Below are 20,420 nucleotides of genomic sequence, written 5' to 3'. Positions count from 1 at the left end.
GGGGATTCCATGAACAGACGTGAATTCATCAAAGGCGCGGCATTGGGTGTGGGCGTAGGCGCCATAGGCGCTATGGGCGTATATTCCTATTCGCCCATGCGCCGGGCCTTTCTCAAGGACGTCAAGCGCGGCCAGACCGAAATCGGCCTGTGCAAATCCGTGAAAGTAACCAATATTTCGGAAACAAGCTGGTTCGACAACGGCATCTTTATGCAGGACGTCACAGGGGCTGGCGGCCTGCTGGTGGACCAGTACACTTTCAACTGGGCCCCCTTTGGCAACGGCAAGGGCATAGGCAAGGGCAGTTATGAGGAAGGCATGAAAAAGATCAGACACCTCTTGCCCCACAAACTTGACGAAGCCTGGGACATTGCCAAGGAAAACAGCGTGCACGCCGACAATGCCGGCGGGTTTTCCTGCCTGGTGGAAATTGAAGACATGGAGGGCAAGGTAACAAAATACCTGTTTGATACGGGCTGGAATTATCAGTGGATGGATACCTGCTACAAGCGGGAAGGTATCGACACCATGCTGGCCAATAACGAAATTGCGGCCATGATCCAGACCCATGAACACATGGACCACTATTTTGGCCTGCCCGCCGTTACCAAATACAATCCAAATATCCATATTTATACGCCCAACACCTTTTACCCCAACGGCAAGCAGTATCTCAAAGATTGCGGGCACCGGGGCAAGTGGACCGAAGTGCCCAAGGGTCTGTTCAAACTTCAGGAAGGCGTAGCTCTGTACGATTTTGACTGCCCCATCATCTTTAAGGTGTTTGGGGAAATGTCCATGTACTGCAATGTGAAGGACGTGGGTCTGGTCAGCATTACAGGCTGCTGCCATCAGGGCATCATCCTGTTTGCCGACACGGCCTACAAGACCATAGCCTATGAGAAGGATCAGTTCTACGGGCTTTATGGCGGCCTGCATATCTCGCCCTTTGATGACTGGGATCCCAAGTACGACGATCTGGTCATCGGCCTCAAAAAGTGGGAACTGCAAAAGGTGGGCTGCAACCACTGCACGGGCCTCATCACGGCGCAGAAATTCGTGGATGCGGGCTATCCCGTGGTCAAGGGCACGGCCCGATTCCGTTCCAAGACCACCAACTATCTCGGCAACGGCGACGTGATCAAGTTCCCTACCTAAACAGACAGCAAGTCCGGGGCGCGGGGATATCCGCTGCGCCCCGGACTTGCCTGTATGCCGCAGCCCCCTGCAGCCCAAGGGAGTTTTGCCATGCATCTTGCCGCCTTGCTGCCCCGACCGCTCACCCCCGAAAACGGTCCGGAAAGCCCCACCATCATGAATTGTCTGCTGACCGGCGTGCACCTGGAGCGTCGTCGGGCCAGAGCCGTTGGCTGGCGCGGCGTGCGCGCCTCGGCCGGAGGGATGCCCGCCTGGACTTGTCGTGTGGCGGGCACGCCGCATGTCTATGGCCTTGTGTTTTGTGAGGAACACAGCAACGGCGAGGCCCTTCACGGCGAATTTGCGGCTTATGTTTTTCCAAAGGCCGAAGATCCCCTCCTGGATGTTTTCCCGCTTCGGGCTTTGACCCTGGCCCTGGGGCCTGACTATGAAGATGCCGTGCGTGAACTTTCTGTGCACGCGCCTGCCCTGGACGCCTTTCTTCTGGGCCATGTGGGCCTTACTGCCGCTCTGGACGGGAGCGGTCTGGCCCTGACGCTTGCCGCGCCGGCCCGTTGTCGGCGTGTATCTGCAGAAGGCGTGGCCGCGCCCGCGGGCACAAAAAGAACAACAGCCTGGATTGTCCCCCCCGGCGGCCTGGAATACGATGTGCCCGCCTTTCGGCTGCTGCTGCGTCCTTTTGCGGCTTTGGCGTCCACAGCTGGCGTGTTATTGGGTGATGAGCCCCGGCTGCGGATCGGCGTTGCGCGGCATGCTGCCCCCGCAGCGGGCTGCCGTGTTGCCGCACCAGGCTCCTCTGCAGCGGAAGAAGTCTGGCTTACGCTGCGTGCAGCCCTTGGTGCGTCGGACATATCCTTGTCGGCGGCCAAAGCCGAAAAAAGTGAAGAAAAGCTGGTGACCAGTCTGCCGGAAAAGGGCAGGGCGCTTTCCCGTTTGCCCGGACGGCACCGGCCGCGGGGCGAAGAGGAAAGCGCCCTGCCGGTTATGCATGTGCTCACCGGCTTTCTTGGCGCAGGCAAAACCACATTTTTGCGGCGCTGGCTTGATTATCTGAACGGGCGTGAACAGTTCGCCGCCGTCATCCAGAACGAGCTGGGCAGCATTGGCCTGGATGCGGCCCTGACCAGGGGCGAAACCCACGTGGAGGCGCTGGACGCGGGCTGTGTATGCTGCACTCTGGCGGACAGCCTGCGCCCTGGCCTGCAACGTCTGCTGGACGCGGCCCCGGCAGAGCAGATCATTCTGGAAACCACAGGCGTGGCCAACCCGGCCAATGTGTTGGCATCTCTTGCGGAGCTGGACGATCTGGTCCGTCCCGGACTGGTGATTACCGTGGCCGATGCGCTGGCCTGGGACAGTCAGGTGGACGGCGTCCGTCTGGCCCAGGCTGCACAGGCCGACATTATCATTGCCAACAAGGCCGACGCCGTATCGGAGGAAAGGCTTGCGACCGTACTGGCCGACCTGCGCCGTCACAATCCTCGGGCCGTCATTTTGCCTGCCGTGGAGGGCAATATTGTCTTTGCCAGGCTGGACGCTCTGTACGCCGCATGGCTGGATGCGCAGGGTCGTCCGCCTTCACGCGTCCCGCAGTTGGGGCCGATGCGTGCCGCGCCTGTGGCCAGGCATATGGATGAAGGCATAACCACATGCTGCCGCCTCATGACCGGACCGGTCAGCGAAACGGAACTGCGGCTTCTACTGACTGCGGCCGGGTCTGGTCTGTGGCGTGCCAAGGGGATTGTGGACCTGCGCGGTGACGGCGGCACGCGCCCGGCCGTGGTGCAGTACGCTGCCGGACGCCTGGAGTTTGAAATTGCGCCCGATGACGCGCCCGAACGCTATCTGGTCTTTATCGGCGTTGCTCTTGATCCGGCGCTGGGGAGCGTGCGCGAGGAACAGTGCGCACAGACGGAAGCCGCAAGGAGGCCACAATGAACATCATGACTCTGGGGGGCTGGATGATGTGGCCCCTGCTTGTGGTTTCCATCCTGGCGCTGGCCGTCATTGTGGAGCGTTTTTTGCTCTACGCCGCCTGTCCCTTGCCGGACGACGCCTTGCGGCGGGAAATGCTGAAGGCTTCCGGCTCCGGCGATCTCGGCGTTGTGGCGGCGCGCATGGGGGGCGTGCCTTTGCTGCGGCCATTTGCCGCGCTGCTGGCTGGTGCGTGCCTGCAGCGCGACGCCGCCCTGAGGCTGGCCGGGGAACAGATTCTGGAGCAATTGGAACGTCGTCTGGGGCTCTTGGCAGCCATTGCCCGCCTGGCGCCCCTCATGGGCCTGCTGGGGACAGTCAGTGGTATGATTACCATTTTTTCCCGTCTTGCGCACGCCGCCGGCGGCGTGGATTTGTCTATGCTGGCCGACGGCATTTGGCAGGCTTTGCTGAACACGGCGTCTGGCCTGAGCATCGCCATTTTTGTTCAGTTTTCCCTGGCCTTTTTTCATGGGCGGCTCAAGAACGTAGCCGCCATGCTGGACGCGGCGGGCAATGCCGCTCTGCTGCGGGATGTGAACAACGGCCCGGCTCATGGCCTGGCTGACGGCCTTGCCGGCGGCTCAGATGTTCCGGATTCCGACCTGCCCGGCCACGTACCTTCTGCCGTTGCGACCGGGGACGGCCACCGCCGGGGCGCCCCCGTTTCCGGCGGGGGGAGGCGTTGAATGCTGCGTCTTTCCAAACGCCTGGAACCTTCCTATGAGTATGACCTGATTCCGCTTATAGACATGCTGTTCATCCTGCTCATCTTTTTTGTGCTGGCGGCGGCCTTTGCCGTGCGGGGGCTGGAGGTGGATCTGCCCCCGGCCCGCAGCAGCAAAGCCCTGTCCGGCAGGGTGGTGGAGCTGCGCCTGGCGGCGGACGGCGGCATTTTCTGCGAAGGGCAGCCCCTGCCGCGCCCAGAGGTTCGGGACAGGCTGCACGAAATCGTGCGCGGATTCCGCAGTCGGCCCGGTCGGCTGGTGCTGGTGGCCGAACCCCAGGCGCCCGTGGAAGGACTGATTTTTTTGGTGGATGAAGTACGGATGCAGGGTGGGGAAAAACTGCTTATAGCCACATCCGGAAAGGAGCGGCCGGAACGGCCATGACCAGCGGCGAACGCTTTTGCGCCGCACTGGCCTTTTCCTGCATGGCCCACTGGGGGGCCCTGCACCTTCTGGCCGCCGGGCACGGGGCGGAGCCGTCCGCTGGCGCTGTGGAGGTTCGCATAGATGCCATAGGTACGGATGTCGCCGTCATGGGCGGGGGCGGGGGCATCAGTATGGAGTCGGCCCCGCCGCCTCCGGAACGGGCCGACACGGCGGACAAAAGGCGGCAGGCTTTTTTTGCCTATCTGGAAGATATTGACGCCGCCGTACACGCACACAGGCTGGACGGGGGCGATCAGGGGTTGATTGGTGTGGCCGTATTTGCCTTTTCCGTGCGCCCGGACGGCAGCTTCAGCACACCTGCGCTGCGGCAGACATCCGGATCAGAAATACTGGATACGGCGGCCCGCAGGGCCATTCTTGCCGCCAGCGGTACGGTGAAGCGGCCTCCCATCCTCGGTGAGGGGGATATCCCTGTGGTCCTGCACGTCAAATATCAATACGGGCTGCGCTGAGGGGCGTTTGCGAGATGCCCGGCTGTATCTGAATCCGCAGCATAAACCATACCGCCCTGAACGTGCAGGTCCGCCTTTGCCGCGCCGCAGCGTCCTAATTCCGTGAAAAACGGTTTACCTTAAACAAGTATGCCGTTATCCTCCCCAAACCCGGCGCTGCGTCGGATAGCCCGCGCGCGGCAGGGGACAAGTACATAAAGGGAGGGATGTATGCGGCTGACGGACAAGATTTTGTGCGGCATCGGGGTGGCGGTTATCCTGGGTATGCTGGCCATTCCCGGGGCCATGGACGGCTTTATCGCCCTGACGGCGGCCTGTCCTTTTGGCATGAGCTTTATCAAATTTGCCGTGCTGGCCACCTTGGGCGAGTGCATTGCCTTGCGCATCACCACAGGGCAATACAACCGGCCGGGATTCGGCGTGCTGCCCAAGGCCGTGGTTTGGGGCTTTCTGGGCATKGGCTGCAAGGTCGCCTTTACCATTTTCGGCGGCGGCACTCCCAAGCTGCTCATGGAAATGGGCCTGCTCACGGCCGGGGCCACGGGCTTTGGGGCCAAACTGCTGGTGGCCTTCGGCATCAGCGTCTGCCTGAACATCCTGTTCGCGCCACTGCTGATGATCAGCCACAAGCTCACGGATATTCACATCACCCAGAACGGCGGCAGCCTTTTGAGCCTCGTCCGCAAGCCGGACGTGGCGGCCTTGCTGCGCGCCGTGGACTGGAACAGCATGTGGGGTTTTGTGCTCAAAAAGACCGTGCCCCTGTTCTGGATACCCGCGCACACCATCACATTTATGCTGCCCGCGCATTTTCAGGTGCTTTTTGCCGCTTTACTGGGCGTGGCTCTGGGCGTCATCCTGGCTTTTGCTGGTCTGCGGGCTCAAAAAACAGCCTGACGTTCTGCGCGGCTGCGGCTGGCTGCGTTTCGGCAAAGTGCCGGCCTGCCGTTGTGTTGCCGCTGGAGTTTTGGGGACAGGAGCGGCATGAGGCGGGGAGTGGCGGATCCCAAAATTCGGACAGGTATGATAGCTACTGACCGAAGTGAGGAGATCAACCATGCCCAAGAGAAAAAATCATGCCCCGGCGTTCAAGGCGAAAGTGGCGCTTGCCCCCGTCTTTGGTGTAGACCCGAACTAGTGAGAAGTCGAAATAGCAGAAAAGCTAAGCCCCGCAAGGCTTTTAAGGCTTTGCGGGGCTTTATGAGAAGTAAATTTGGTGGGTCGTGCGGGGATCGAACCTGCGACTCTCTGCTTAAAAGGCAGATACTCTACCTACTGAGTTAACGACCCGTTTGAGAAGCGCAATATATCCATGGCTCTTGCGGCTGTCAAGGAATTTTTACAAGAAGTTCAGTGCGTATTCCATATTCGCGTGGCAGAAGGTCGGGCAGCCTGATTGCAGTCCGCGTCTTTATGGGCGGAACAGCCTGGTCGCGGCTATTTTTTGCCCTGGGCGCTGTCTCCGGCGGGTTCAATACATTCCTGACCATCCATATAAGGAACCAGAGCCTTGGGCAGGCGCACGCTGCCGTCCTTTTGCTGGCAGTTTTCCAGCAGGGCGGCCATGGTGCGGCCCGTAGGCAGGCCGGAGCCGTTGAGTGTGTGCAGGTAAGCCGCCTTGCCGCCCTTGGGCTTGAAGCGGATATTGGCTCGGCGGGCCTGAAAATCCGTGCAGTTGGAGCAGGAAGATATCTCGCGGTAGGTGTTTTGCGTGGGCAGCCAGACTTCCACGTCATAGGTCTTGGCGGCGCTGAAGCCCATGTCCCCGGTGCAGAGGGTAATGACGCGGTAGGGCAGTTCCAGCAGTTCCAGCAGACGGCAGGCGTGGCCGCGCATGGTTTCCAGCTGGTTAAAGCTGTCCTCCGGATGGGCAAAGCGCACCATTTCCACCTTGGTGAATTGGTGCATGCGGATGATGCCGCGCGTATCCTTGCCCGCGCTGCCCGCTTCAGAGCGGAAACAGGGTGTGGCCGCACAATAGGCGCGCGGCAGCTCGGCTTCGTCCAGCACTTCGCCGGCGTGCAGGTTGGTCAGCGGCACTTCGGCGGTGGGGATGAGGTAATAGTCCCATTCCCGCAGCTTAAAAAGATCTTCTTCAAACTTGGGCAACTGGCCCGTGCCTGTCATGGTGGCGCGGTTGACCATATAGGGCGGGCAGACTTCTATATAGCCCTCATTCTTAGTGTGCTGATCCAGAAAAAAGTTGACCAGCGCCCGTTCCAGGCGGGCGGCCCAGCCGCGCAGGACCACAAACCGACTGCCCGTCAGGCGGGCGGCGCGTTCAAAGTCAAGGCCATCCAGGGCCGCGCCCAGCTCGCCGTGCTCACGGGGCGTGAAATCAAAGGCCGGCGGGGTGCCCCAGCGGGCAACCTCCACGTTTTCCGTTTCGTCCTTGCCCACGGGCACGGAGGTGTCCGGCAGGTTGGGTACGCGCATAAGCCAGGTTTCCACCTCGGCTTTGGCCTGGGCGGTTGCGGCGTCCAGTTCCTTGATGTGCTCGGCCAGGGCGGCTGATTGGGCCAGAATATCTGTCGCGTCTTCGCCCTTGCGCTTCAGTTCGGCCACCTTGGCCGAGGCCGCGTTGCGCTGCTGCTTTAGACCTTCCACCTGGGTCAGCAGGTTGCGCCGCCGGGCGTCCAGAGCCAGAAATTCCTGGATATCCAGCCCGGAATGCCGGTCGGCAAGGGCCTTGGCCAGCAAGTCGGGCTGGCGTTGCAGCAGTTTGAGATCCAACATAACCGCTCCTCTCGCAGGCTGAAAAAAATTCTGTCGCACGGCCCCGCGTTTCCATTTTGCGGGAATGCCTTCCGCAACGCCGACGGCAGACGCCATGGCGCAATGGCGGGCGCGCCGCACTGCACCGCAAGGCTGTAGCACGGCCTGCCGCCGCCTGCAAGACGAAGAGCAGGGGCGGGGGACCGTGCCGGCAGTCAGCCTTGCCAGAAACACAATTTCCGTATATAGAGAGCGGAGTAATCTGGAGAATCTCTATAAATTCGCGAGGCCGTCATGAAACTTTTTCGTTTTGCCCTGTCTTGTTCCCTGCTGGCCTTGTTGCTCACGGCCTGCGGTCCCAGCAACACTGTCCGGCTGCTTTCACCGCCGCCTTTGGACGGTTCTGTGCTGCCTACGCCCAACGCGCCGCGTGTGACCGTGGTCATGTTTGAAGACAAGCGTATGGACCAGACTACCTTGGGCCAGCGGCGCGACAAAAGCGCCTTTGTGACCGGCGACAACGTGCCGCAGTGGATCAGCAAGGCTCTGGCTGACGAATTGGCCCGCAATGGTCTGCAGATCTCCTATTCGGGGAGCGTGACCGAAGCCCGTAAAGGCAACCCCGATTACCTGGTCACCGGTCAGGTGGACGAGGCCTGGATTGCCGAAACTTCCAGCACGGACATGAATACCTCTCTGCGAGTTAATTATGTGCTGGCCAACCGTCAGGCCCGCCTTGTACGCGAGTCTCTCAACGCTTCTCAGTCGCGTACGGGCCTGCCTTCGGGCAGCGCCGCAGACAACCTTATGCTGGAAACCCTGCGCGATCTGGTCAAGCCTATGGCCCGAAAAATAGTGCAGACCATTGAGACCAAAAAATAATTCTTTGCGAGCCCCGCACCGTGTTTTTGGCTTGCTCCCCTCGCTTGCGAGAGGGCTGGCCGCAGTGCCGCCGGTCCTTGTGGCCGGCGGCCTGCTGTTGGGCGCCGTGCCTGACGTTGCAGCTGCGCCGGACCCTATTCCGCCGCAGGCGGTGACAACAACGGCGGCCTGCCCTGCCGGTCCCGGTCTTAACCCCCGCGCTAACCCCCGCCTGAACCGGGCTTGCGCGGAAGTTGCGGCCTATCTGGAGGCTCTGAACCGCGCCGCGGTTCGGCTGGGGCAACGGAGCGACGTTGCCCTGGGCCTGCCTGCGGCAGACGAACGGGCCGCCTTGGCCGTAGGGCTGTATACGCCAGTGCTGCGTCCGGCCGGAGCGGGAAGGGTGGAAGTGACTCTTGCCCCCCGTCCGGATGAAAATGCACGTATTGCCGCAATGCTGCGTCGTCCGGAGTTTCTGGATCTCTGCCAACGCTTGCTCCGGGACGGTGCGGATCTGCTCGCCGCCGTGCGTGCACCGGATCCGGCCGCCAGGGGCGGGGCTTGGTATCGGGCGTCGGCGTCTCCCCCCACCGACACGTCCGCGTCGCCCCAGACGGACGCCGATCTGGAGATAAAAGACCGCCTTACCGAACAACTGGAAGCTGTCTTCATAGCTTTGTCGGCCCTGCAGCCGGGTGCGGAAGACTGGTACGCGCGGCCCGATGCCCTGCAGAATCTGGAACGTACGGCTGCGGCATTGCCCCGGAGCGCCGCAATCCTGCTTTTGCTGGCTGAGGCCCGCTTGCAGCACGATTTGCCGCAACAGAGCATTACAGCCTGTACCGCAGCTCTGCGTCTGGCTCCGGAGTTGAACCGCGCCCGCTATGTGCGTGCTCTGGCCCATTGGCGCTTGCAGCAACTGGCCCTGGCCGAGGACGATTTAAGCGCTTCGCTCGCGGACTGGCACGGGCGTGCCCCACAGGGGCGTGAGCGGGCTCAGCGCCTGCAAGCTCGCGGCGCAGTGCGCCAGTTGCGACGCGATCCGGCAGGCATGTGCGCGGATTTTCTGGCGGCCTGCGCCTTGGGCGACTGCCGAGGGCTGGCCGCGGCCCGGACGCAGGGCCAATGCCTGGCCGCAAGCGCCATGCCGAGGACAGGAGTCGATGGGGACGCTGCCGCTGGCGAGGGAGTCGCGGCCCGTCAGCCGATACAGCCGCCGGATCCGGCTGCGCAGGATGACGCCGCGGCGCCAGCCGCACCAACAACGCCCCCCTCCACAACCAACGGGGCCGCACCCCTTCCGGACAAGCCATGAATCAGGATATCCTTCTCAAGGTCTACGGCCATATCTATCCTGTTGATGCGGAAGAGTACGCGGCTCTGACTGCGGCCTGCGCCGGGGCCATGCCCACTACAGACGACGTGCCCGTGCTGGAACTGGACGGCGATATGGCCCGTATTTCCTTTGAAGGCTGTTACTTCCCCGTGGACGAAGTACTGGTGGCCATACGCGCCCGCCTGCGTCCGCAGCAGTGCGGCAAGCTGGATGTGCTGGACCTGGACGCCTGGCGTCTGACCCGGCATACATTTGAGGGCGGGGCAATCCACAGCCACAGCGCCCCTCTCAACAATGTGCTGGACTATTCGGGGTTCTGAGCCGCGGGCTGCAGCGTTCTCCGCTGGACGGCCGGACCACCTCTGTCAATGCCATGGGCTAGGATTTTTTTTGTATCTTCCCTGCGCTCTCTGGCTTCCTTAAGCCCAATGGTTGGGTAGGTTCCCAGGGAGATTCTTTTTTCCTTGCTCTGAAAGCGATATTTGAGCCGCCACCACTTGCCCCCGCTGGGGACCACCTCAAGGTACCGCCCTCCGCAGTCAAAGTATTTGGCGGTCTTAGAGGTCGGTTTTATGGCGCGGATTGCGGTATCGGTGAGGGGCATGGGGGCAATATCTCCAGGGTGACTTGATGTTGACCTTAAAGTTGCCCCACAGGTTGCGGCTGTCAACGAACCCATGCGAACCTAAAAGAAGTGTCATTCGCCATAAAAGCAAAGTCCGTCAAGGTCTTACGGACTTTGACGGACTTTGGCGGAACAGTTCTTGGTGGGCCCACCAGGACTCGAACCTGGGACAAGCCGGTTATGAGCCGGAGGCTCTGCCAACTGAGCTATAGGCCCAACACTGTAAAATATTCCAAAAAACAGTCCCCGTCAAGACGCCGCCCGGTTCGCCCTAAAGTAGAGGCCTGCTCCGCGCGGGCGACCGTTTTTTTCTTGCTGCAAGGTTTTGTCGGCGCACAGCAGCGGTCCGATATCAGATGTCGTGTCGCGCCAGGGCTCTTTTGCCGGTCTGCAAGGTTTTGCAAACGCGTGGCGCCCTGGCGCAGAGTGTGCTCACAGGGGGCAGCCGTCGCAGCACGGCGTTACAACACCGCGCAGGGACAATCTCCATGCGCCGAGGGCCCCTGTGGTCTGAGAGTTTTGCCGCCTCTGCCATTTCAGGGGCAATCTCCGTGCGCCGTGGGCCCCTGATCTGGACGGCCCAGACGGCCCCTCTGGGAGGACAATGCCCGTGTGCCAGGGGTCTCTCACCGCCTGGACAGCGCAAACCAGTCTTTGGGGCAATCCCCGGGTTTCCCTACATGCCCTTATGGGCCTGGAGCAGGGAAATCTGTGCGTCCATGGCCTTTTTGAGCGGGGCGGGCAGGCCCATAATCTCCACGTTGAGAAAGCCGCGCACAATGGTGGCGGCGGCTTCGTCCTCGTCCAGACCGCGGGCCATGAGGTATTCGATTTCCTCCTGGGCTATCTTGCCCACGGCGGCTTCGTGCGAGAGCTCCACGCCGTCCTGGTTGCTGTCCAGCTCCGGGATGGCGTGCATGCGTCCACCGCCGAGGATAAGGCCCTTACACTCCAGATGCCCCTTGGCCGGGGCGGCGCTGGCTCCGATGAAGCCCCGGTTGATCACTTCACCGCCCGTGGTCACCACGCGTGAGATGATTTCGCCCCTGGTGTGGGGGGCGTCCAGGTCGATGCGGTTGCCGCTGTCCACATGGGAGCCCTCCGGAGCCACGATGACGGAGTTGAAGCGGGCCACGGCCCCTTCGCCCACCAGCCGGATGCCGGGGTACATCTGCAAATCGCCCACGGGCTTGAGCAGGATGTAGTTATTCTGAAATTCGCCGCCCGTTTCCACGCGCCCGGCGGAGCGGGGCCGCACGGCGGCGGTTTCGCTCCAGTTGTGGATCATGGTAAAGGTGAGCTTGCCGCCTTTTTCCACAAAATATTCGGTAATGCCCAGATGGGCCACCTCGTGGGCGTTGTGGGCCGTGGCGCAGCCGCCCAGAACGTGCATTTCAGCGCCTTCTTCCACAATGACGATATTGTGGATGCTCTGGCCCGCGCCGTCCCCCTTAATGAACATACAGGACTGCACAGGCTGCTGCACTTTGACGCCTTTGCGCGCCCGGACAAAGTAGCCGCCGTTGCAGTGCTCACGGGTAAGGCGGGTGTAGGCGTCCTTGTCCGGATCCAGCAGTTGCCAGTAATAGCGGGGCAGGCCGTCGTATTTTTTCAGAGCGGCGCGGATGTCCATAAGTTCCAGCCCGTCTTGGCGGGTTTCGCAGTGCACGCCCGCGTGGTTGAGCTGCATAAAGGCCCCGCTCACGCTGCGGTCGTTGACGTCGATGCCGGCCAGCACCAGGCGGTCCTGGTCTTCGGCAGGCAGGCTGGAGAGGTTTTCGATGGGGGCGGCATTTTCGCCGCCGTCAAAGGCGTAACGGGAAAGATCGAGCGTGCTCATGGACGAGGAGCCTCCGCAATGCGACCGTACGTGTCGCCGGACAGACAGCGCAGACATTCCTGATAGCCGTGCTGGGCGATGTGGTCCAGAATGTCGCGCGGGTTGGCCTCACAGCAGAGCCGGCCGCGGTACATGACCTGGCCCCGGTGGGCGTTGACGTATTTCAGAATGTGGCCGGTGTGGGTGATGATCAGCCCGCTGGTGGAGCGGGACTGGTGCTGCTGGCGCAGGGTGGTGGCGGGCTGGTCCGGCATGCCGTCCAGAAGGTAGCGCACGGTGTTGCCCACCAGGGCCATGTTTTCCAGGTCCACGCCCGATTCCGGCTCGTCAAACAGGATCAGGTCCGGCTGCTGGGCCATAAGCTGCAGCAGTTCGGAGCGTTTGATTTCCCCGCCGGAAAAACCGGCGTTGACGTCCCGGTCCAGAAAGCGGTCAAAGTGAACCCTGCGGGCCAGATCGGGCAGATCCAGATTGCGACCGTGCGCGCAGAGCTCCGTCAGGCGGCCGGTGGTCAGCCCGTGGATGGTGGGGGGCCGCTGAAAGGACATGCCGATGCCCATGCGCGCCCGTTCGTACATGGGGGCATAGGTGATGTCCTTGCCCTTGTAAACGATGCTGCCCTGGGTCACCGTGTAGCCCGAAACGCCCATGATAGTCATGAGCAGCGTGGTTTTGCCGGAACCGTTGGGGCCGAACAGGATGAACGTTTCGCCCGGAGGAATGCGCAGGTCGATGCCGTTGAGGACAGGCGTGTCGCCCACGCTCACATGCAGATCGTGGATTTCAAGCATCGTTTTCCCCGGTTTCGCCAAGATATTCCAGCACATCGTAGTGCACATGGTCCAGGATGTGGGTGAGCAGCGAAACGCACTCTTCCCCCACAGCCCGGCCCAGCAGTTCCACAATAAAGGCGGCCCTTTTGGCGTTGACCAGGGCATCGTAGCCGGGGTCCGTGCTGTACGGGATGGCCTGCACTGCGGCACTGAAGGCGCGCAGCTCATCCTCGTTCACATTTTTAATGGGTTGGGGGGCGTTGTCCAAATAGACGATGCCGTCCCGCAACTCCAGCATGACGGGCTTGCCGTGCAGATAGGCGATGCACACTTCCATACGTTTCCCCTTGGTTGTGAGGCCCTCCATACTGGCAAACTTGGCCGGTCCTGTCCAGCTGTCACGAAGGGAAAGGCAGGGAAGAGCGCTTGCGTCAGAGGGGCATCCTGGCTAGCATGCCAAAGGAGGTGTTGCATGCTTGTCATAACCGGAGGCGCGGGTTTTATCGGCAGCGCCTTGCTTTGGGAGTTCAACCGGCTGGGGCTGGACGAAATCGTGGTGGTGGATAATCTGGCCGAAACCGAAAAATGGCGCAATCTGGTTAAGCGGCAGTATGTGGATTACCTGCACCGCGACCGTTTTTACGACCTCCTGCGGCGGGACGCCCTGCCATGGAAAATCAGCGCCGTGGCGCATCTGGGGGCCTGTTCCTCCACCATTGAGCGGAACGCGGATTTTTTGATGGAAAACAACTTCCATTGCAGCCGCGATCTGTGCCGTTACGCCCTGGACAAAGGCGCACGCTTCATCAATGCCAGTTCTGCCGCCACGTATGGAGACGGCTCTCTGGGCTTCAGCGACGCTGCGGGCTTGGTGCCCGGCCTGCGGCCCTTGAACATGTACGGCTATTCCAAACAGCTGTTTGACCTCTGGCTGCTGCGGGAGCATTTGCAGAGCGAGGTGGCCAGTCTCAAATTTTTTAACGTCTACGGCCCCAATGAATACCATAAGGGCTCCATGCAGAGCGTGGTGGCCAAGGCCCACCGCCAGATCCGCACTGAAGGGCGGCTCTGTCTTTTTAAATCCGACGTGCCTGGTCTGGCCCACGGCGAACAGAAGCGGGATTTCGTCTATGTCAAGGATTGCGCGGTATTTATGGCCTGGCTGCTGGACCGGCGGGACGTCTGCGGCATCCGCAATGTAGGCACGGGCACGGCCCGCAGCTTTAACGACCTGGGGCGCGCCGTATTCCGGGCCCTGGGCAGCCCCTGCCGTCTAGAATATGTAGATATGCCCCCAGGGCTGAGCGGGCGGTACCAGAACTACACCCGCGCGGACATGAGCTGGCTGAACGCGGTGGACTGCCCCCTGACTTTCACGCCGCTGGAAGACGGCGTAACCGACTATGTGACCAACTACCTGGAAACCGCGGACCCCTATTTATAGCTTCCGGCCAGATGTGCCGGACCCGCGCCGCGGCCTACAGGCAATCGCAGAGCGTGCGTGCCCGCATGGAGGGCAGACGTACGCCGCCGCGCAGCACCTCGCCGCGCAGCTCCTGCACCCGGCGCTGCAGATCCGGCGGTGCACCGGTCCCGGCGGCCGCGCTGAAGACGGCCGGATCCGTAATATCCACGCCACCGTTGGCCAGATCGCGCACCAGAATTTTCTTGCCCTGAAACTTCCCCGATGCGGCGGCGGCAATGAGGTCATAGACGGCTGCATCTCCGTGCTTGAGTACGGAGGTAAGCACATGGCCGGGGAAGCGCGCCCGCTGGTCCGCATCCATACCCACCATATAGGCATTGCGTGCTTTCACGGCAGCCAAAGCCGGGCCGTTGCCCAGGCCCGCGGCCAGCACCAGCACGTCCGCACCTTGATCCAGCAGGCTTTGCGCGGCCTTGCCGCCAGCGGCGGCGTCCGCAAAGGAGCCGCTCACGGCCTGGATGACCCGCACTTCCGGGTCCACCAGGCGCGCGCCTTCCTTGAATCCGTTAAACAGCGAGCGCAGGGCGGGCACATCCTCGCCGGAAACCCAGCCGAGCGTTTTATCCGCATTGATGCCTGGCAGCGCCTTGGCCGTGGTCAGCATGGCCGCGGCGGCTCCAGCCAGAAAGGCCGCCTGCTCGTCCGCGAAGGTGATGCTCATAATATTGGGCGCGCGTATGCCCGCGTCGATGCAACCGAACATGGTCCTGCGGAAATTGGCGGCGTTGTTGCGCAAAATTTCGTGCAGGCGGTCAGAGGCCACCAGCACCAGGTCATTCTCCTGCGCTGCCTGGCGAAAGAGCGCTTCCAGCGCTGCCGCATCGGCTCCCGGTTGAGGAATAAGGGGCGTAGCCTGCACAGGCAGGGTTTCCGCCGCCCGCCGCAGGCCGGCCAGCAGGCTGTCGGTCCAGCCGCCGTCGCCACCGGCATGCTCCAGCACCAGAGCCACGCGTAGCGGCTCGTTTGCCGCCGCCGGGAGAGGGAAAAGAAGGAAAAACAGGGCTGGCAGAAAGGCCATCAAACGACAAAAGAGTAAGAAAAAAGAGGGCATGGAAAACTCTGGGGCTGGAAGGTGAGGCGGGGGTGGTGGCTGTCGCAAGGCTGCCTGCCCGGACAACAATCCGCCGCTGACAGGCTGTGTATATAATCCAGACAGCCGCGCCGCAAGGGCGGCGGACCATTGCAAAAAGCAAGGCCAATACCGGCCGAAGGTTTGGGTGGGATGGCGCCCCGCAGACCTCCTGAACAAAAGCAGTTTGTTACGCCTGAGGCTTTGCCGCCGGCGTGTCGGGACAGCTTTTTTATTGCGCTAACGTATAACAACTAAAAACAATTTTCTTATGGTGAAAAGCCTTGACAGTACTCTGTGAAATAAATAACTTTTATGTGCCGACAAAAAAGAGATGTTTTGGGGTTTTTTGAAAGTTAATTTCAGTGAAACACCCATATTGCTCATAACAGCTGCAAGGATGGTCAATCATGTCCACGGAAAAGTTGCCGCACTGGCTGGATGTCAAGGCTATTGATACCGCTTTGAGCTGTACGCGCATTCCGGACAAGGCGGAACTTCGTGATATCCTGGACAAGTCCCTTTCCCTGACGCCGCTGACGGTGGACGAAACTGCGGCCCTCATGCGTGTAGAGGATCCGTCCGGCCTGCGCCGCATCATGGCCACCGCCGACGCCGTGAAGCAGCGCGTCTACGGCGACCGCATGGTGCTCTCGGCCCCGCTGCACCTTTCCAACCACTGCGGCAGCGAGTGTCTGTACTGCGCCAACCGCAAGGGCAATACCACGGTGGAGCGCAAATACATGACCTCGCCGGAGATCCGCGAGGCCGGCCTCAAGCTGGCGCGGCAAGGGCACAAGCGGGTGTTTCTGGTGAGCGGGCAACTGCCCAATGCCGATGTGGAATATCTGGCCGAAGCGGTCAGCATTCTGTACACGTTGTTTGACGGCGTAGGCGAGATCCACAGCGTCAACGTCAATGTGGGGCCCTTGAACGCGGAGCAGTACCCCGTGCTGCTGGACGCTTTTGTGGGTACGGTGCTCATTTATCAGGATACCTACCACGAGCTCAGTTACCGGGCGGCACATGTGGCCGGTCCCAAGAGCAATTATGTGGCCCGCCTCAACGCGCCGGACGTGGCTCTGGAGGCGGGCGTGCCCGACGTGGGCGGCGGCCTGCTGCTGGGGCTGGGGCCCTGGCGCTACGATTTGCTGGGGCTGGTGCTGCACCAGGAACATCTTTTGCGCGTGTACGACGTGGCCTGTCGCACCGTCAGCCTGCACCGCATGCGCCCGGCCCCCGGCAGCCAGATGGAAGCTCCGTACCCCGTAAGCGATGCGGAATATCTGCGTTGCGTGGCCATTGCCCGGCTGGCTATCCCCTATGCCGGTCTGGTGCTCACCACCAAGGAACCTTCCGGCCTCTGGCGCGACGGCTGCGGCGTAGGGGCTTCGCAACTGCTCACGGGCAGTGTGGCCAATCCCTATGACGGCTGGTTTCTGGCGCCGGGGCAGAAGGTGCCTTTTCCCATCGGCGAGGCCTGCCATGTGGATGAAGTGGTGCGTTTTCTTCTGGAGGAGGCCCGGCACCTGCCTTCCTTCTGCGCGGCCTGTCCGCGTTTGGGCCGACGGGGGCAGGAGTTTTTGTCCATGGTGCGCGAGTGCGGCATGAAAAGCCAATGCGGGCCCAATTCTGAAGCCTCGTTTGAGGAATTTTTGCTGCACTTTGCCACACCCCGCACCCGTGAGATGGGTGAACGCCTGCTGGTCGACAAACTGGATCATATGACCGCACAGGAGCGCGGCGCCGCCGAAAAGCTGCTGCAAAAGGTGCGCGCCGGGCGTATGGACGAATTTATCTGAGAGCTTATGTCATGCGTTTGACGCCGGCTGCAGGGTGGGATAGGTGTAAAGTATAAAAACCCACGCCGCGCCGCAGCGGCGGACAAAGGAGGCGGCGTGGCGGGCGCGCTCTGGCACGGCATTTTTTTTGACAGGCAGGACAAGGAAATCCTGGCCCTGGTTAATCGCATTCTGGAAACAGACGCCCGCCAGGCCGACGCCAGCCTGGTGGAGCCGGATCTGCACCCCCATGGCATCAAGGAGCTGGTGGCCTCGCCTGTTTCCCGCATGGCCCACGCTGTCATTAACCTGCTGCGCAACCTGCGGGAAGGCCAGACCCAGGCTAGGGGTCGGCTGCGCGCCCTGCAGACGCTCTATGACGAGGTGCTCAACAGCGCCCATTCCACCCTCCGCCGTAATACAGCACGCGTGCTTATGCAGATCATGAAGGACATGGTCCGCGCCCACGGCAACCAAGGCAAACAGCTGCGGCTGGCCCACGACTTTCGTCGTACCGTGCAGGGCACGCCCCGGGCCGTGCGCCAGATGCTGGCCCGCTACCACCTGCCGGAAATGCCCGAGGAGTGGAACCAGCTGGCCTTTGACGACCACGTTTACGACGCCAATACCCTCGGCCGCAAAAGTCCCACCCACCTCATTATGGACGCCTGGATCAAAGGCCTGCGTTCCTTGACCGTGGCCTACGAATACTGGGTGCAGCCTGAGGCCGCCCGCGAGATTTTGCGCGCGGCGGAAATTACGGGCATTGCCGTGCGCATCGGCCTGGAATTTCATGTGCCCTTTTATGGCCGCTGCATCAGTCTGTTCTGGATACCGCGCGGCTTCAGTTCCAATGAGGATTTTCTGGAGTTTCTGCACAATCCCAAACTGGTGGAGATCATGCAGCGCGGCCGGGAAGTGCTGCGCTGGCGGCGGCGGCGCGTGCTGCAGAGTCTGGCCCTGTGGAACGCGCGCCAGCGTCCGCAGCTGGAGGCCACGTTGGGCTTTGCCGTGCCGGAGTTGACCTCAGAGGCCTTTTTGCGCTTTGTGGGGCGTGGACAGGCCTCGGCCCAGCACCTGGCCGAGGCCCTGCACCGGCATATGCTGCCCGTGCTGCGCCAACGCGCGGCGCACCTGGCCGCCCTAAATACGGAAGAAGCGCGCGCCGAACTCCAGGCCTTGGACGCCTTTGGGGTGGAGGACGTGTTGGAACAGTGGCTTTCCCCTTTGCGGCATCCGGAAATGCCGGACCTGAGCAACCCCGCCACGGCCAGGGATTTGCCCGCGCTCATGCAGCTTTCTGTACAAGAACTGACGCGGGAGCTGGCCGACCTTAACCCCGGTTACCGGCTGGTGCTGGGCACCCAGGATCTTAAGGCCGAAGACGTGGCGGAACTGCTGTGGGACAGCCAGGGCTGCATCAGCCATCTGGAAATTTTCAACATGAAGGGTTGGATGGAGGGACGGCAAGCCCACCTCAAGGAAATCAGCGAACTGCAGCAGGCCCTCAACGCAGGGTTGGGGCCGCGCGTCAAAGAGCTTATCCGCCGCATGGCCCGGCGCATGGACAATCAGGACGAAGTGCGGGCGGCCAAATTCCGGCAGATACTGCTCAACGTGCCCAAACTTTGGGCCCATTATCGGGACAGGCCCCTGGGGTCGCGTCTGGGCACCAACTCAACCAGCCGGGCTGCTTACTACGGCATGGGCTTTGCCCTCAAAGAAACCTTGCCCCGGCGCAGCGTGCGCGCTCGCGCGCGGGAACGTTTTCAGCCTGATATCCCCATCTGCTCGCCTGTGGAGGAATGCGTGCGTTATCGCAGGCCGTCCAATCCCACGGTCTGGCAGAGCGCGCAAGCCTGCCTGCGCTGGCTGCCGGGCTGCCGCCACCTGGGTATGGAGCGCCGCCGCGCCTGGAAGACGGCCAGCGAGGGCTTCCGCGTCTGCCCACAAGGCAATGTTATGAACCTGGGCGGCCTGAACCGCCGCACGGGCAACGGTCTGCAGGAAACCGTCGTGGCCGGTCCCGAATCCTGCCCCGGCCTCAGTTGCCTCAACCGGCGCATCAGCAACGGGCTCAAGGTGCTGTTGGGCTTTTGCCCGGCCTTTTTCTCTTTTTTGTACACACAGGACTGGTGGTTCCTGGCCTGGTGCGGCACCTTCCTCTGGTTCGGCATTACCGGCGTGCGCAACGTAGTGCAGATGGTCATGGCCGCCAAAGGGGCCACGCGCGACACTCTGATCCACTGGAAAGACCAGGTCAGTGTAAGCCGCTTGTGCGATTCGCTCATGTACACGGGCATTTCTGTGTTTTTGCTGGAAGTGGTGGTGCGCGTCTGGCTGCTGGAAGACTATCTGGGGCTCAGCGCGGCGAAGGCCCCTCTGCTGGTTTTTACCGTCATCAATATCGTCAACGGCGTGTACATCTGCGCGCACAACGTGTTCCGCGGCTTTCCCAAGGAGGCCGCCATCGGCAATCTTTTCCGCAGTGGGTTGGCCATCCCCATATCATCGCTGTACAACAGCGTGCTGTACATGGGCGCCGTGTTTTTTGAGGTGACGGATCCCGCTCTTTATCTGGTGCCCAGCGCGGCCGTCATTTCCAAAATGGCGTCGGACACGGTGGCGGCCCTCATTGAGGGCTACGCCGACAGTCAGGTGAACCTGCGCATGCGCCGCTGGGACTACAAAAGCAAGCTGCACCGGCTGTTTGACTGCTACACACGTCTGGAATTGCTTTTTCCCGACGAGGATGGTCTGGTCAAACTGGCTCGTCCCGGCGGACTGAAGGGGCGAGGTGGAGCCCTGGGACGCGAGCTGGAGCAGGCCTTTATTGTCCACGCCCTGGACCTCATGTACTTCTGGTTTTACCAGCCCCGCGCTCAGGAGGCCTTCCGGCAGATTATCCGCACCATGCCCGAAGCCGACCGCAGCGCCTTGGTGCGGGCCCAATTGGTGCTCACCCGGGAGCGCGAAATCAGTCAAATGCTGGTGGACGGATTGCTGGGGCGTAATTTTTCCCGTCCGCTGGCCTTTTTTCTGGATAAGCACAAGGGCTATCTGCGCAGCCTTCACCGGCTTTGTCGCCCTTTGCGGCCGCGCGAACCCGGCAGTACGGCCAAGCTGCGCCAGGTCCAGGCGGGCCCAAGCTGCCCCTTGAGGTAACGCGGCCCTG

18 protein-coding genes and 2 tRNA genes are annotated in these 20,420 nt (G+C 61.8%); 12 read left to right on the top strand and 8 right to left on the bottom strand.

Going from position 1 to position 20,420, the window contains the following annotated elements; translation table 11 throughout:
• Positions 1 to 9: 9 nt before the first annotated feature.
• The 6 genes from EB812_RS06945 (at position 10) to EB812_RS06920 (ending at position 5,656) form a co-directional block, all read left to right on the top strand.
• Positions 10 to 1,158 (top strand): MBL fold metallo-hydrolase, encoded by a 1,149-nt coding sequence (locus EB812_RS06945; RefSeq protein WP_118228823.1) that lies wholly within the window; start codon positions 10 to 12, stop codon positions 1,156 to 1,158.
• Between the two features lie 90 nt (positions 1,159 to 1,248).
• A complete protein-coding gene (locus EB812_RS06940; RefSeq protein WP_165450912.1) occupies positions 1,249 to 3,096 on the top strand; it encodes a CobW family GTP-binding protein in 1,848 nt (615 codons plus the stop codon).
• A complete protein-coding gene (locus EB812_RS06935; protein ID WP_118228825.1) occupies positions 3,093 to 3,821 on the top strand; it encodes a MotA/TolQ/ExbB proton channel family protein in 729 nt (242 codons plus the stop codon). Before EB812_RS06940 ends, EB812_RS06935 begins: the two co-directional genes overlap by 4 nt.
• Positions 3,822 to 4,244, top strand: a complete 423-nt coding sequence (locus EB812_RS06930; RefSeq protein WP_118228826.1) for an ExbD/TolR family protein — start codon at positions 3,822 to 3,824, stop codon at positions 4,242 to 4,244.
• Entirely contained in the window at positions 4,241 to 4,759 is a 519-nt protein-coding gene (locus tag EB812_RS06925) for a TonB C-terminal domain-containing protein (RefSeq protein ID WP_165450911.1), read from the top strand. The genes EB812_RS06930 and EB812_RS06925 overlap by 4 nt, the downstream gene beginning before the upstream one ends.
• A gap of 210 nt (positions 4,760 to 4,969) precedes the next feature.
• Entirely contained in the window at positions 4,970 to 5,656 is a 687-nt protein-coding gene (locus EB812_RS06920) for an Mpv17/PMP22 family protein (RefSeq protein WP_130957962.1), read from the top strand.
• A gap of 317 nt (positions 5,657 to 5,973) precedes the next feature.
• Here the strand turns inward: EB812_RS06920 and EB812_RS06915 are convergent.
• A tRNA-Lys gene (locus tag EB812_RS06915) sits at positions 5,974 to 6,049 on the bottom strand.
• 147 nt (positions 6,050 to 6,196) lie between these two features.
• Positions 6,197 to 7,495: a serine--tRNA ligase gene (gene serS, locus EB812_RS06910; RefSeq protein WP_118228828.1), complete on the bottom strand. Its 1,299-nt coding sequence runs from the start codon at positions 7,493 to 7,495 to the stop codon at positions 6,197 to 6,199.
• A 273-nt stretch (positions 7,496 to 7,768) separates the two neighbouring features.
• Between serS and EB812_RS06905 the strand changes: the two genes are divergently transcribed.
• From EB812_RS06905 to EB812_RS06895, 3 genes are all read left to right on the top strand, one after another.
• Positions 7,769 to 8,356 (top strand): hypothetical protein, encoded by a 588-nt coding sequence (locus tag EB812_RS06905; protein ID WP_118228829.1) that lies wholly within the window; start codon positions 7,769 to 7,771, stop codon positions 8,354 to 8,356.
• 64 nt (positions 8,357 to 8,420) lie between these two features.
• A complete protein-coding gene (locus tag EB812_RS06900; protein WP_130957961.1) occupies positions 8,421 to 9,650 on the top strand; it encodes a tetratricopeptide repeat protein in 1,230 nt (409 codons plus the stop codon).
• Entirely contained in the window at positions 9,647 to 9,991 is a 345-nt protein-coding gene (locus EB812_RS06895; protein ID WP_118228831.1) for a hypothetical protein, read from the top strand. The genes EB812_RS06900 and EB812_RS06895 overlap by 4 nt, the downstream gene beginning before the upstream one ends.
• Here the strand turns inward: EB812_RS06895 and EB812_RS06890 are convergent.
• The 5 genes from EB812_RS06890 to EB812_RS06870 form a co-directional block, all read right to left on the bottom strand.
• Positions 9,976 to 10,275, bottom strand: coding sequence for an Arm DNA-binding domain-containing protein (locus tag EB812_RS06890; RefSeq protein WP_118228832.1), 300 nt, complete (start codon positions 10,273 to 10,275; stop codon positions 9,976 to 9,978). The genes EB812_RS06895 and EB812_RS06890 overlap by 16 nt on opposite strands.
• Positions 10,276 to 10,436: 161 nt before the next feature.
• Positions 10,437 to 10,512, bottom strand: a tRNA-Ile gene (locus EB812_RS06885).
• Between the two features lie 460 nt (positions 10,513 to 10,972).
• Positions 10,973 to 12,136 carry a SufB/SufD family protein gene (locus EB812_RS06880; protein ID WP_118228833.1) on the bottom strand — a complete coding sequence of 388 codons (1,164 nt, stop codon included), beginning with the start codon at positions 12,134 to 12,136 and terminating at the stop codon, positions 10,973 to 10,975.
• Positions 12,133 to 12,927, bottom strand: a complete 795-nt coding sequence (locus EB812_RS06875; protein WP_118228834.1) for an ABC transporter ATP-binding protein — start codon at positions 12,925 to 12,927, stop codon at positions 12,133 to 12,135. The genes EB812_RS06880 and EB812_RS06875 overlap by 4 nt, the downstream gene beginning before the upstream one ends.
• A complete protein-coding gene (locus tag EB812_RS06870) occupies positions 12,920 to 13,246 on the bottom strand; it encodes a hypothetical protein (protein ID WP_118228835.1) in 327 nt (108 codons plus the stop codon). The genes EB812_RS06875 and EB812_RS06870 overlap by 8 nt, the downstream gene beginning before the upstream one ends.
• 135 nt (positions 13,247 to 13,381) lie before the next feature.
• On the opposite strand from EB812_RS06870, the gene rfaD reads away from it, so the two are divergent.
• The gene (gene rfaD, locus EB812_RS06865) at positions 13,382 to 14,353 is read left to right on the top strand and encodes an ADP-glyceromanno-heptose 6-epimerase (protein WP_118228836.1); all 972 of its coding nucleotides are present in this window, start codon (positions 13,382 to 13,384) and stop codon (positions 14,351 to 14,353) included.
• A 34-nt stretch (positions 14,354 to 14,387) separates the two neighbouring features.
• On the opposite strand, the gene EB812_RS06860 is transcribed toward rfaD, so the two are convergent.
• Complete coding sequence (locus EB812_RS06860; protein WP_236031339.1) at positions 14,388 to 15,344, bottom strand: BMP family lipoprotein; 957 nt, start codon at positions 15,342 to 15,344, stop codon at positions 14,388 to 14,390.
• A 530-nt stretch (positions 15,345 to 15,874) separates the two neighbouring features.
• Here EB812_RS06860 and EB812_RS06855 point away from each other — a divergent pair.
• Together EB812_RS06855 and EB812_RS06850 are read left to right on the top strand one after the other, a co-directional pair.
• A complete protein-coding gene (locus tag EB812_RS06855; RefSeq protein WP_118228838.1) occupies positions 15,875 to 17,266 on the top strand; it encodes a radical SAM protein in 1,392 nt (463 codons plus the stop codon).
• 96 nt (positions 17,267 to 17,362) lie between these two features.
• Positions 17,363 to 20,410 carry a hypothetical protein gene (locus EB812_RS06850; protein ID WP_165450910.1) on the top strand — a complete coding sequence of 1,016 codons (3,048 nt, stop codon included), beginning with the start codon at positions 17,363 to 17,365 and terminating at the stop codon, positions 20,408 to 20,410.
• Positions 20,411 to 20,420: the final 10 nt, after the last annotated feature.

Origin of the sequence: Desulfovibrio legallii, assembly GCF_004309735.1 — a bacterium.
Classification (GTDB): Bacteria; Desulfobacterota; Desulfovibrionia; order Desulfovibrionales; family Desulfovibrionaceae; genus Desulfovibrio; species Desulfovibrio legallii.
This window is presented reverse-complemented; position numbering and strand designations above follow the sequence as displayed.